General features: G+C 35.8%; 11 protein-coding genes. 3 read left to right on the top strand and 8 right to left on the bottom strand.

Going from position 1 to position 13,847, the window contains the following annotated elements; genetic code table 11:
- The coding region (locus tag BM183_RS19885) for an IS3 family transposase (RefSeq protein WP_139221566.1) at positions 1 to 154 on the top strand (154 nt) is incomplete at its 5' end.
- Between the two features lie 196 nt (positions 155 to 350).
- Here BM183_RS19885 and BM183_RS19880 read toward each other — a convergent pair.
- Complete coding sequence (locus tag BM183_RS19880) at positions 351 to 1,697, bottom strand: FAD-dependent oxidoreductase (RefSeq protein ID WP_091689274.1); 1,347 nt, start codon at positions 1,695 to 1,697, stop codon at positions 351 to 353.
- A gap of 640 nt (positions 1,698 to 2,337) precedes the next feature.
- Here BM183_RS19880 and BM183_RS19875 point away from each other — a divergent pair.
- Complete coding sequence (locus BM183_RS19875; RefSeq protein ID WP_091689271.1) at positions 2,338 to 2,961, top strand: GyrI-like domain-containing protein; 624 nt, start codon at positions 2,338 to 2,340, stop codon at positions 2,959 to 2,961.
- A gap of 300 nt (positions 2,962 to 3,261) precedes the next feature.
- On the opposite strand, the gene BM183_RS19870 is transcribed toward BM183_RS19875, so the two are convergent.
- The 6 genes from BM183_RS19870 to BM183_RS19845 form a co-directional block, all read right to left on the bottom strand.
- Positions 3,262 to 3,939, bottom strand: a complete 678-nt coding sequence (locus tag BM183_RS19870; RefSeq protein ID WP_091689269.1) for a GntR family transcriptional regulator — start codon at positions 3,937 to 3,939, stop codon at positions 3,262 to 3,264.
- A gap of 12 nt (positions 3,940 to 3,951) precedes the next feature.
- Entirely contained in the window at positions 3,952 to 5,115 is a 1,164-nt protein-coding gene (locus BM183_RS19865; protein WP_091689267.1) for an isocitrate/isopropylmalate family dehydrogenase, read from the bottom strand.
- A 573-nt stretch (positions 5,116 to 5,688) separates the two neighbouring features.
- A complete protein-coding gene (locus tag BM183_RS19860) occupies positions 5,689 to 6,135 on the bottom strand; it encodes a MarR family winged helix-turn-helix transcriptional regulator (RefSeq protein WP_091689265.1) in 447 nt (148 codons plus the stop codon).
- 29 nt (positions 6,136 to 6,164) lie between these two features.
- Positions 6,165 to 8,024, bottom strand: coding sequence for an ABC transporter ATP-binding protein (locus BM183_RS19855; protein WP_091689262.1), 1,860 nt, complete (start codon positions 8,022 to 8,024; stop codon positions 6,165 to 6,167).
- Positions 8,024 to 9,748: an ABC transporter ATP-binding protein gene (locus tag BM183_RS19850; RefSeq protein ID WP_091689260.1), complete on the bottom strand. Its 1,725-nt coding sequence runs from the start codon at positions 9,746 to 9,748 to the stop codon at positions 8,024 to 8,026. The genes BM183_RS19855 and BM183_RS19850 overlap by 1 nt, the downstream gene beginning before the upstream one ends.
- A gap of 198 nt (positions 9,749 to 9,946) precedes the next feature.
- Positions 9,947 to 11,350 carry a beta/alpha barrel domain-containing protein gene (locus BM183_RS19845; protein WP_091689258.1) on the bottom strand — a complete coding sequence of 468 codons (1,404 nt, stop codon included), beginning with the start codon at positions 11,348 to 11,350 and terminating at the stop codon, positions 9,947 to 9,949.
- Between the two features lie 562 nt (positions 11,351 to 11,912).
- Here BM183_RS19845 and BM183_RS19840 point away from each other — a divergent pair.
- Positions 11,913 to 12,812 carry an alpha/beta hydrolase gene (locus tag BM183_RS19840; protein ID WP_170848098.1) on the top strand — a complete coding sequence of 300 codons (900 nt, stop codon included), beginning with the start codon at positions 11,913 to 11,915 and terminating at the stop codon, positions 12,810 to 12,812.
- A gap of 155 nt (positions 12,813 to 12,967) precedes the next feature.
- Here the strand turns inward: BM183_RS19840 and BM183_RS19835 are convergent, their stop codons facing one another.
- Positions 12,968 to 13,507: a prolyl-tRNA synthetase associated domain-containing protein gene (locus tag BM183_RS19835; protein WP_091689253.1), complete on the bottom strand. Its 540-nt coding sequence runs from the start codon at positions 13,505 to 13,507 to the stop codon at positions 12,968 to 12,970.
- Positions 13,508 to 13,847: the final 340 nt, after the last annotated feature.

Below are 13,847 nucleotides of genomic sequence, written 5' to 3'. Positions count from 1 at the left end.
AAAAAGAGAGCTTATTCAGGATGCTCATTATGAGACTCCTGAACAAGCTCAAGATGATATTTTTAAATACATTGAATTATATTACAATACTAAGCGGATTCATTCTGCTCTTGGGTATATAACTCCTTCTCAATTTGAAGAACAAAATTCATAAAATCCACTTAACTTTGTGTCTACTAAACCTTGACAACTCCACCCCTTTCATTAGATTTTTGTCTAACAAAAGGGGTTCACTTTAATTATATCTTATAGAGTAATTTTTTCTTGATATATATAAATCATATTCCTACTTTAAGCAGCTTTTATACCAACGAAAGGTACTTGTAAACAGGTACTTTAGATTAAAGAGCTTATAATCCTTCTTGTTCTAATGCTGCAAGGCCTAAAATATTCAAATAGTTCCAAGGGCGGTCAAAATGTGGTTGGAAAAAGAAATCAACATACGCTAAATCTTCAATAGTCATTTTGTTCTGAATTGCTAAAGATAATGTATTCGCTGATTGTGTAATATCATATTTTGACATTACCTGTCCACCTACGATTCTGTTGGTACCAACTTCATAAACCAATTGCATAATAATTTCTTCATTGGTTGGCATAAATTCAGGTCGATAATTATCTTTCACTATAACGGAGCGAACATTAAGTCCTATTTGAGGAGCTCCACTTACGGTAACTCCAGTAGAACCAATATTGTATCCAAATAAATTTAATCCAGATGTTGATTGTGTACCTCTATATTTCACTTTTGGTGTTGATATATTCTTACCAATTAACATTCCCATACGTACTGCATTGGTTGCTAAAGGAATATAAGCATAATTACCATTTGGGTTATAATGAACTGCACAACTATCTCCGGCAGCAAATATATCCGGGTCACTTGTTCTCATATACTCATCTACTATTATTGCGTCATTAGGGAGCATGTCTACTTTACCTTTTAATAACTCATTATTAGGGCGGAAACCAACACATAATATAACCATATCGGCTTCATATTCCCCTTTAGTTGTTTCAACAGATGTTACTTCTCCATTTTCATTTGCCTTAAAACTTTTTACGCATTGGTCTAGAGCTAAATTTATTCCATTTTTCTTAAGATCGTCTTCTAAGATGTCCGTAAATTCTTTATCTAAATATTTGTTTAATATTCGATCCAATCCATCAATGAGAGTTACCTGTTTCCCTGATTTTTGGAAAGCTTCTACTAACTCTATACCAATATATCCGCCTCCTACAATAACTATTTTTTTAGCATCTTTAGTTTGACGAATTATTACATTAGCCTGATCATAATTTTTACATAGTAGGATATTCTTACTTTCAATACCTGGAATCGGTGGAATAATTGGCCAAGATCCAGTTGTGTTAACTAACTTATCATAAGAAACTTCAATTTCTTCTCCTGTATTCATATCCTCTGCGATTACTTTTTTAGATTTTGTATCAATGCTTTTAACATTATGTTTAATTTTTACATTAGCACCCATCTTAGATAATTCTTCTGGATTGGAGTAAAACAAACCAGCTGGATCTTTTACAACTCCTCCAACATATAAGGCAATACCACATGATAAGAAAGAAATGTTATCGTTACGTTCAAAAATAGTTATTTCAGCCTCTGGATTCTCTTTTAATATTGTCTTTACAGCGGCTGTGCCTGCATGGGTACATCCAATTACTACAATTTTCATCTTTATACCTCCCTAAATATAATAATAATAATAATTACTAATATTACTATATCATATGTTAAAAAAAAATCAATCTATTTTTTATAAAAAAATAAAAATTAATTAGTATAAAAAAATTGTTGCAATTTATAACTATTGTTGTATCCGAAACTTTTTCTAACCTTTCCTTTCTTGTTAAAACTTTTAGTTAATAATTTCTTATAATCTTAATTTATTATACAATCATGACAATAATTACATATTATATTTAGAAATATTTAAAAGTAATTTTTCTCATCACTTTAAATATATGATCCATAATTTTCTTGCTTGTATGTATATATTAAGCTATATTAAATATATATTAATCTTTACATTCTGTTAATAAAATTTAGGAGCTATACCAATGAAAATTGACCGATTATTTGCCATTACCAATATTCTTATCAATAAGAAAACTCTAACTGCTTCCGAATTGGTATTATGATATGATTATAATTTTAAGAAAAGAGGTAAATTAATTGTGAAATATGTAATATTAAATTTAGAGAAACAAAGAGCAGTAGATTTAACTGCACGAACTAAAAAACCCGGCTCCACATTGAAGATGCAACCATTCATGCCTATATTGGAATTCCATAAGAATTGAGGTGGCTATACCATGAAACACGAATATAAAAAACATGAAAAAGAGCTCTATTGTCCAAAAGATACTCCCCATTTACTTAGAGTTCCAAAACAGAAATTCTTTTGTATAGAAGGTCAAGGAGATCCAAACAAAGAAGATTTTACCGAAAGAGTTGGTGTGCTGTATACCCTCTCTTATGCAGTAAGGATGATGCCAAAGAATGGTTTTATACCAAATGGATATTTTGAATATACTGTATATCCATTAGAAGGTATTTGGGATTTGACCGAAAACGGAAGGAATCTCACCTATTTGGATAAAAATGAATTGCTCTATACCATAATGATAAGGCAGCCTGATTTTGTTACGGATGAAGTAGTAAAAAAAGCCTTTGAGATTGCCCATAAAAAGAAGCCTGATTCCCTTTTAAAAGAAGCATACTTTACCGAAATTGAAGATGGCTTATCTGTTCAGATACTCCATACCGGTTCTTATGATACAGAACCCCAGTCTTTTGGCAAAATGATAGATTTTATAGAGCAGAATAATTATAAAAGACGTTTATTAACACATAGAGAAATATATTTATCTGATGTACGAAAAACAGAAACTTCAAAGTTAAAAACTATATTACGGTACACAATCGAAGATAAATAACCGCCACTTTTAGGCATTTCTTTATAATTAGATAATCCTATTGTCAAATCAGTTGTAATACTATTACCTAATTTTTATACTTATCTCGATTTTAAACCCTCTATAATTTTTGTGGTTTTTACAAAGATTTTTAAGTATGTTCTAATGAGAGATAATTAAAATTGTCATTCTGAGTTCCGTAGGAAGAATCCCAATGAAAAACCAGAGATTCTTCCTGCTATTTAGCAAAGCTAAATTGTACTCAGAATGACATTTCTTTGCGGCATTTATTCTCAACTGCCATTTTATATTGTACTACTCTCAATTCAATCCCTTTTGAGTAATATTCTTTATGGTATTCATAATATGTTCATGGGCCAGTCTTTCAGCCTCTTCCCCATCTCTTTTTTTGATGGCTTCCAGTATTGCAGTATGTTCTTTATTGGAATTCATCGCTCTGTCATCGGATGCTAAAGTTATCTTGCGAACACGCTGTACGTAATGATGAAAATCCGTTAGTACATGATCTAATATTTTACTATTGGAGGCTTCATAAATGGTTTCGTGAAACTTATTATCCAGTTCTACCACCTGTCGATGGTTCTCTTTTTTTGTATGGAATTCTGAAAGATAAATAATCTCTTCCAATGCATCAATTTGCCCTTTGGTAATATTTTCGCATGCCCATTTGGCACATAGACCTTCCAAGTACGAGCGGATGATGTAAATATCATGTATATCCTTTTCAGATATTCCAGTTACATAAGCACCTTTGTTAGGAATGATGTTAACCAAACCTTCCAGTTCCAGCTGCCTTAAGGCTTCTCTTACTGGAGTCCGGCTAACACCTAATTCTGTAGCAATAGTATTTTCTTTTAATTCTTCGTTCTGATTGTACTTTCCTGACAAAATGTCCTCACGAATTTTATTAAATACTCTTCCTCGAAGAGAATATTTATCAGTTACTTCCTTCTGAACATCATAGTCATAGTCATTCACTACATGCTCCTCCTATAAACTTCTGGTAGTGTCCATTATATAGTTGGCAAATTCTTCTCCGGTTGCTCCGGTATCTCTTCCTGTCATAACCAACTTTTTCTCTGTAACGGTGCAGATGTCAAGAGCTTTATATAATTTATCGGCTTCCGTTGTATATCCTATATGGGAAAGAAGCATAGCTCCGGCTCTGATTACGCTGCATGGATCTGCATAAATATCTCTGCCTTCTTCAACCATACGGGGTGCGGAACCATGAATTGCTTCAAACATAGCATAGCGCTTACCGATATTGGCACTTCCTGCTGTTCCTACTCCACCTTGGAATTCTGCTGCTTCATCTGTTAAAATATCTCCGTAAAGATTAGGAAGTACAAGTACCTGGAAGTCTTTTCTTCTCTTTTCATCTACTAATTTTGCAGTCATAATATCGATATACCAGTCGTCAGCAGTTATATCAGGATATTCTCTGGCGATTTCCTTAAACATGTCTAAAAATTTACCGTCCGTAGTTTTGATAATGTTTGCCTTTGTAACAGCAGTTACTCTGGTCTTTCCATTTGCTTTTGCATATTCAAAAGCAGCCCTTATAATTCTTTCTGTTCCCTGGGAGGTAACAACCGTAAAGTCAACACCTAAGTCTTCAGTTACATGAACACCTTTGCTTCCTACTGCATAAGCACCTTCCGTATTTTCACGATAAAAGGTCCAATCAATGCCTTGTTCCGGAATTCGAACCGGTCTGACATTGGCGAATAGATCCAATTCCTTCCTCATGGCAACATTGGCACTTTCCACATTTGGCCATGGATCTCCTTTTCTTGGAGTAGTTGTAGGCCCTTTTAGGATAACATGACATTCTTTTAATTCCTTTAATACTTCTACAGGTATAGCTGCATTTTCAGCAGCTCTTCTTTCAATGGTTAGTCCATCAATAACCCTGAATTCTACTTTACCCTGTTTTACTTCGTCTTCCAATAGATATTCTAATACCCTTTGAGCTTGAGAAGTGATTGCCGGTCCGATACCATCGCCGCCACAAACACCAATAATGATTTTATCAAGTGCTTTATAGTTAATAAAATCACCTTGAGCTTTCATCTCTTCCACTCTATTTAACTGTTCCTCTAGCAGCTTTCCAAACTTTTCTTTTGCTGCTTCAATTTGTGCTGAATACATTTTTTACACCTATTCCATGTCATATCTTTTGAAGATTTGACACTGCCACATATAAACAGGCTGAAAGAATGGATTCGTGGCAACCTTTCTATAAATATTTTCTCTCAACCTTCCAATCATGATGCCACAAAGGGGCATCCATTAATGAAAGTGGGAAGATACATTTTCTTCACACTTATACATTCCTATATGGTTATTTCAATAATCATTGAATAATGTAACTTTAGACTTTTACACGTATATAATCATATCAATTTATGCATATCTTTGCAAGTTAAACTTAGTCATCTACCTTCCAAAACCACATTATATATCAAAAAAATAGGTAACATTATACTAGCCTGTTCCATTGAAGGAGAGCCTCCTCCATCTTAATTTGACTCCTTCATTTCCATATAATTCTTCTCTTGCCAGTTGCCGACAGGCCAACAAGTCAAAAAGGACTAAAGATACACAAAACCAATATCCTAGTCCTTTCAAACTTATATATTCTTTCTAATTACTAACTGTCCATAAGTAGTTGAATTAATATACTCTGTCAAGTCCATTTTTAAATTTTTAAAAAGAACCAGCCTATAGCTGGTTCTCTTGCGGAATGTTTTCTTCGAGATTTTCACACATTTTAGTAAGTATACGTTGGAAGAATTCCATATCCTCCTCTGAAATATCCTTTTTTAAGATGTTTTCAAACTGAATAAACATCTCATGAATATTGAAAGCTTTTTCTCTGCCTTTTTCCGTCAGCCGGATGATAACGGAACGTCTGCATTCCGGGTTCATTTCCCGCTTTAGCAGCCCTAGTTTTTCCAGATTATCAATATTTCGTGACATAGTAGTGGTATCCATATGACAGCGGAGAGAAAGCTCTTTCTGGTTTAGACGGTCTTCTTTTAAAAGAGTATTTAAGATTCCCGCCTGTCCCTGTCCAGGCGTCAGTCCATTGGCCGACAGCACTGGTGAAAGCAGCTGTTTTCTTGCTCTTTCCGCACGGATTAAAAGTTCTCTTATACAATTATTCATTATATTTACTCCTTTTCTTAGCGACCCGTTCAATCCAGTTCAAATTGTCCTGTGTAAAGTCTATAGTATAGGCCCTTTTGTGTCAACAGTTCTTCGTGATCACCCCGCTCAATCACTTTTCCATTTTCCAAAACTAAAATTGCCTTGGAGTTTCGGACGGTGGAAAGTCTGTGTGCAATTACAAATACCGTACGGTTTTCCATTAAAGTATCCATACCCTTTTCGATTAATTTCTCTGTTCGGGTATCAATAGAACTTGTGGCTTCATCCATTACAAGTACGGGAGGCTGGGAAATGGCTGCTCTTGCTATTGCTAATAGCTGTCTCTGCCCCTGGGATAAATTAGCTCCATCACTTTCTAAAAGAGTATCATAGCCATTTGGCAGCCTTTTAATAAAGGAGTGGGCATTTGCCAATTTGGCAGCTTTCACGATATCTTCATCACTTGCCTGAAGTCTTCCGTAACGGATATTATCAGCTATGGTTCCGGTAAACAAATGGGTATCCTGAATAATAAGGGAAATGGAGCGCCTTAAGTCCGCCTTTTTGATCTCTCTGATATCAATTCCGTCATAGGTAATCTGACCACCGGTTATTTCATAAAATCGGTTAATCAGATTGATAATTGTAGTTTTACCTGCACCGGTGGAACCTACGAAGGCAATCTTCTGACCGGGTTTTGCATACAGGTTGATACCGTTTAAGATAGTATGTTCTTTTGTGTATCCGAATATAACATCATGGAAACGTACATCTCCTCTTAAGGGCACATAGGTATAGCCTTCCATACCCTTTGGAACTTTCCATGCAAACTCCCCTGTATAGACATCACTTTCAGAAATAGTACCGTCAGCTTCTTTCCTGACTTTACTTAAAGTGATTTTACCCTTGTCAATTTCATGCTCCTCCTCCATCATTGCAAATATCTTCTCCGCACTGGCCAGAGCCACCATTAAGAAATTAATCTGTATAGTAAATTGATTCATAGGCATTGCGCTTTGTCTTACATAGACCAGATAAGAAGCCAAGGTACCGATATCTGTCAGGCCTGCTAAGGCAAATAACCCTCCTATACAGGCAGAAAGTGCATAATTAATATAGGATAAGGCTACAATGGTGGGAACGGTCTTTCCTGTATACGTAAAAGCTTTTGTGGAAGCTTCTCTTAAATTTTCATTCAGCTCACAAAACTTCCGATAGTCCTGCTCTTCATGGTTAAAAATTTTCTCCACTTTCTGCCCTGCCACCATCTCCTCAACATAACCATTAATAGCCCCCAGATTCTTTTGCTGAGCTTCGAAGTATTTTTTGCTCAATTTCCCGTTACGTCGGATATACAAAAGCATAAGGGCAAGGAAAATTATTACGATAATGGATAACTGCCAGCTTAAAACCAGCAGCATAATGATTGTTCCAATAGAGGTTATAAAGCTTTGAATCAACAGGGTAAAACTATTATTCAAGGCTTCTGATATGGTGTCCACATCATTTGTAAAATGACTCATCAACTCACCATGGGTATGTGTATCAAAATAGTTTAACGGAAGCTTTTGGGTATGTTGGAACAAATCACTTCTAATTTCCGAAACTACCTGTTGTGAAGTACGGATCATAATTTTATTATATAAATAGCATGTTAAAACCCCTGCTGCGTAAATAATCCCCATAATAAAAATCATATTTATCAATCCGGGTATATCTCCGGGTATTATGAAATCATTTACTACCGCTTTTAAAAGATAGGTTCCGATAATACCGGAAGCAGCACTTATGCATACAAATATCGTAATAAGAAATAAGGATATTTTATGACGCCCTAAATAGCGGAGTAATTGCAGCAAGGTCTTTTTCACATTTTTCGGCTTTACTCTAGATGTAGTTTTTGCCATTATAAATTACCTCCTTGCTGTTGGGAATAATAAATATCCTGGTAGATTTCGTTATCTTTCAGAAGGGTCTTATGGGTACCCACAGCATTTATCTTACCGTCATCCAGAATCAGTATCTGATCTGCATCCATAATGGAGGTAATCCGCTGTGCAACAATGATTTTTGTCATGCCAGGCAGTTCCTTTGCCAGTCCTTCCTTAATCTTTGCTTCCGTTGCCGTATCCACGGCACTGGTGGAATCATCGAGGATCAATACTTTGGGTGCTTTCAGAATGGCTCTTGCAATACACAGACGCTGCTTCTGGCCGCCAGAAACGTTAACTCCTCCCTGCCCCAGTTCCGTATCATATCCATTATCCAGCCGGTCAATAAATTCATCCACACAGGCAATCCGGCAGGCACGCTCTATTTCTTCCATAGTGGCATCTTCTTTGCCCCATAAGAGATTTTCTCTTACGGTACCGGAAAAAAGTGTGTTCTTTTGGAGCACCATTGCAATGGAATCTCTTAAATGCTTTTGGGTGAATTCATAGATGGGGTGTCCATCAATGGAAATATTTCCGGAGGTTGCCTCGTAAAGTCTTGGAATTAGTTGAACCAAAGTGCTTTTGGCGGAACCGGTGGGTCCAATAATGCCAATGGTCTGCCCGGGTTTGATATCAAAGGATATATCGGATAATACATACTCCTGGGCAGTTTCCTTATATTTAAAGAATACATGTTCAAAGGAAATGCTGCCACTTTTTATTTCAATCTCTTTAGCCAGATCATCCGTTATGGTAGGTTCCTCCTCAAGTACTTCCGTAATCCGCTTCCATGAAGTCAAGGAACGTGTGAATAGCAAGAATACGTTGGAAAACATCATAAGGGAATTTAATACCTGCAGAACATAACTTAAGAAACTGGTAAGGCTTCCTACTTTCATATTTCCGATTATTACAAGGTTCCCGCCAAACCAGAGAATGCTTAAAATCGTACCGTACATAACGAATTGGAAAGCCGGCATGTTAAGTACCGCCAGGGAAAATGCTTTTTCTGAATTATTTTTCAGGTTCTGGTTTACTTCCTCAAATTTGGTTATTTCATAGTCTTCCCTTACATAGGCCTTTACCACCCTGATGGCCGCCAGATTCTCCTGAATAATACGGTTAACATAGTCAACTGCACCCTGCATTTTTGTATATAACGGACGGACATTTTTAACAATGAAAAATAAAACTATTCCAAGAATCGGTGATGCAATTAAAAAAACCACCGCAAGAGCCCCATTGATTTTAAAGGACAAATAAATGGCAACCAACAACATCACCGGCGAGCGAAATCCTGGTCGTATTCCGTTTGTAATGGAATTTTGAATGGTTGTAACATCACTGGTAAGTCTGGTAACAAGGGATGGGGTGCTGAATTTATCTGTGTTGGAAAAAGAATAGGTCTGCATTTTCTGGAACTCTGCAGCCCGGATTGAAGCCCCTATTCCATTTCCGCAGATGGCGGTAAATCTGGCACATAAATTCCCCAGAAATAATGAGATAACCGCACAGACCACCATTTGAAGACCTTTTAACAGAATAAAGGATCTATCCTCATTTGCAATACCTACATCAATGATATCAGCCATAATCATAGGAATAATCAGTTCAAATGCTGTCTCTGCCTCAATACAAATAATGGCCAGAATCATTTCTTTTTTATAGTCTTTTACATAGGCTAAAAATTTCTTCATACTATATTCTCCTAATAGTTGCTCTCACAATTGTTGCATATGCATTAATTGTAACCGCAACTATTATAATCCTGCCGATAAAGAAAGTCAAGTGAAGAAAGAGAGAAAAATAACAATAAAAAAAATGATTATCCTCCAACTGTCCTAGGTTTAGGATAATCATTTTGGTACTGCCTGAAAGTTTGTAGTTTAATTAAACTACTGAAATTTATTTTCTCCGATGCTCATTTCACTTTTTACATCATTGATTATTTGGATTAATTCTTCATCAGTGATCACTGTTACACGGCCTTCGTCATACTCTTTGTCTACCCATTCTTTTACCTTAACTACAACCGGGCTTGATTTATCAACTGCATCATTACCCTTCAATTTAAAATAACTATTGATCCAGTGTGCAATACCTGCCAGGCCGGAGGTATTGGATACCGATACTAAAGCCTGTCTGTTTAAGAATTTGCCCGTATCAAATATGTTATATATTTCTTCATTCTTCAATAACCCATCTGCATGGATACCTGCTCTGGTCACATTGAAATTTTTACCTACAAAAGGAGTTCTTGGCGGTATATGATATCCGATCTCTTTTGTAAAATACTCCGCTAACTCTGTAATTACAGTTGTATCCATACCGTCTAAAGTGCCTTTTAATTGCGCATATTCGAATACCATTGCCTCCAATGGAGTATTACCGGTTCTCTCACCAATACCAAATAAAGAAGTGTTAATACCGCAGGCCCCATATAACCAGGCCGTTGTGGAGTTGGAAACTGCTTTATAAAAATCATTATGTCCATGCCATTCTAACATCTCAGAAGGAACACCGGCATGTGTAGTAAGTCCATAAATAATACCCTGGACAGAACGTGGAATAACAGCACCTGGGAAATTCACTCCATAACCCATTGTATCACAGGCACGAATTTTAACCGGAATTTTATATTCTTCACTTAGTTTCATTAATTCCAAGCAAAAGGGAATAACAAATCCATGAATATCGGAACGGGTAATATCCTCTAAATGACATCTTGGTGCTATTCCAGTCTCCAAACATTCCCGGACAACACTTAAATAGTGGTTCATAACTTCTCTGCGGGTCATTTTCATTTTGTAAAATATATGATAATCGGAACAGCTTACTAAGATTCCTGTTTCCTTCATACCGATTTCTTTGACCAATTCAAAGTCCTTTTTGCTGGCACGAATCCAAGACGTTACTTCCGGGAATTCATAACCTTTTTCCATACATTTGTAAACTGCATCCCTGTCTTTTTTACTGTATAAGAAAAATTCACTTTGTTTAATTATACCTTTAGGACCGCCTAAACGATGAAGGTAATCGAATATAGTAACGATTTGTTCCGTTGTATAAGGAGCTCTGGATTGCTGGCCATCACGAAAAGTAGTATCTGTAATCCATATTTTTTCCGGAAAATGATGGGGTACTATTCTATCATTGAATGCGATTTTAGGAATCTCATCATAAGGGAATAGGTTTCTAAAAGTATTTGGACGAGTTACATCCACTAAAGGATACAAATGCTCTTCCAATTGAAGCAAATTGTTCTGAGGATTTAATATTACTTTTCTGCTTTCTTCCATATCATCGTCTCCTTATCTTATAAAAAATATATCATATTTATGTTAATACAAAAATGAGATCTATCTTATATCAAACTTACTAATTTAGCTTCCGTTATTAAGATTATTGAAATTTTTTATCAGAATTATTTCATGGTTAAACTTTGTTGCCTCCTAAAGTCCCCCGTTTATCATCTCTCCTATATAGAATTTAACAATATCTTATTATAATAAATATGTACTATTTAACTTTGAATACAGTTGCATTTTTATACATGTTTTATTGTATACAATTATACCTTCAATGTCAAGAAATTATTAAAGGACCAACCCGTCATATAACCTCTTGTTGTTTTGTTGTTATTCTCAATTTTGTTTTATTCCAGGTGCAATTTTATATTGAAAAATTGATTTCTTTTTATTATAGTATATGTTAATAATGGAAAATATTTTAAAAAAACTCAAATGAAGAAGGTGTTGTATGATACATTCTAGAAAATCAGGGAAAAAGGCAGGGGTGCCACATCATTTCTCTTGGAAGAAGGGATTCGTTGTTGTTCTCATCGTAATCCTGTTGATTTTTGTGGTAATACCGCCGATAGCTCTTACCATATTGGTTCGCCGACATGTGAATTACCGCGGAGAAGAAACCCCTCGATACCCTCTGCAAGGCATTTATAGCTCATCGGATTATGGGCTGGAAGAAATCGTTCATACCTTTGATACAGCAGATAGTGAATCTCTTTGGTGTTCCGAGATTCAAGCGGACGAGCCAAAAGGTGTGGTTATCTATCTGACTGGCATCATGCAACCCTCAATTACATATTTTTATGGCCATGCTGCCTGGATGCAGCAGAATGGATATTCTTCCTTTTTACTGGAAGTTCGCTCACATGGTAGCAGCACAGGAAAGCTGATTGGTCTTGGCTACACCGAAGTTGCAGACGTACAGGCTGTAGTTGAGTACATCAAAAGCTGTGAGAAATATGCCAGCCTTCCAATTGTCATTCACGGTGTATCCATGGGCGGTGCTATAGCAATCAATGCATTCGGGCAAATACCGGAAATAGATGCTTGTATTGCCATGTCACCATATGCTTCATTTGAAACCCAGCTTGACCTGCTCCTTGAACAAATGAAAATACCCAAAATAATCCGACAAATAGAGGCTCCGATTTTACGTCAGGCCCTCAAATGGAATTATGGAAGCAGCACAGTAGAAATGCTTTCTCCATATAATCAGATTCAGAACGCAAAAGGGCGCCCGGTTCTTTTGATTGCTTGTTCAGGGGATAACTCTGTTCCGGTGGAAAACACACACATTCTACAACAGGGTTATCCAGATGCCGAAGTCTGGATTCGTGATTCCTGGGAGCATTTCATTGTAAAGGACTGCAACTTTTCTAAAGTCACTGAAGATATAGAGTATTGCTCCCGTATCCTTACTTGGATTTCTTCGTGTTTTGAAGATAATGGATTTTAAATCTACTCCGATTTTTTTGATTATTATTAGCAATTTGTTTGCAACTTCTTTGAGTAATACAATTTCGTTTAGTCAGATAACCTGTACAGGAGTCAAAATCCCCAAGGCACTTTTACATACTTGGGGATTTCCTATAAAACCTGTCTTTAGGTGTTTTATAAATTTACAACTATGGGCTCATGTCCTACAGCAGGTAAAAACCTTTTCAGAACATCCTCCATTTTTATTTTAATACTGGAAGTATTAATACAAGGGTGACATGCCAAATACTCTTCTTTTGTAATATCTTCATCAAGGAGCAATTGTACCTGATTGTCTTTATCATTCATCACTCCCATAATACTAACCGAACCCGGTGTAATATCCAAATACTTTTCCATATCTTCATAAGAGCCAAAAGATAACCTTGCACTACCAATCTGTTTTGACAGATCCTTTGTCTTAAACTTCTTATCTCCCGGCATAAGCAGCAGATAAAACTTAGTCTTCTGTTCATTGCTCAAAAATAAATTTTTACACATATTCACTTCTAATAGCCTGTCAACCTCCTGGCAGGCATCCATAGTAGCAAGGGCCTCATGATCTACCCTCTGATAGCTTATTCCAAGCTCATCTAATAAGTCATATACTCTTATCTCTTTCTCTAACCGGTCAGTTACTTTTAATGGTCTTCCATGATATAATATATTTTCCATTCGTTATCCTCCTATGCACAATAAAAATTTATCGTAGTAGGACGCTCAATGTCGTCAACTTTAGATGATAGCAAATTTCTACAAGAAAAATATTATATTATTTATATTTTATATTTTCATTTTTTTTAAAAAGAGTATAATAAATAAACCTAACAGAATAGGCTTTTTGCAAATATTCACTTAAATATACTTATAAAGTTGGTTTTGAGTTTTTGTGATATTTTCTTCTGTTACGTGTCATTTGTCGTTCATATTTCCGGTTACGGCGGATTTGTGAACGACATTTTTGAATTTCGTAAATTAAATCATTATATATGTAAATCCAGTCTTTTGATGATTC

The sequence above is a fragment of the Anaerocolumna aminovalerica genome, assembly GCF_900115365.1.
Classification (GTDB): domain Bacteria; phylum Bacillota; class Clostridia; order Lachnospirales; family Lachnospiraceae; genus Anaerocolumna; species Anaerocolumna aminovalerica.
This window is presented reverse-complemented; position numbering and strand designations above follow the sequence as displayed.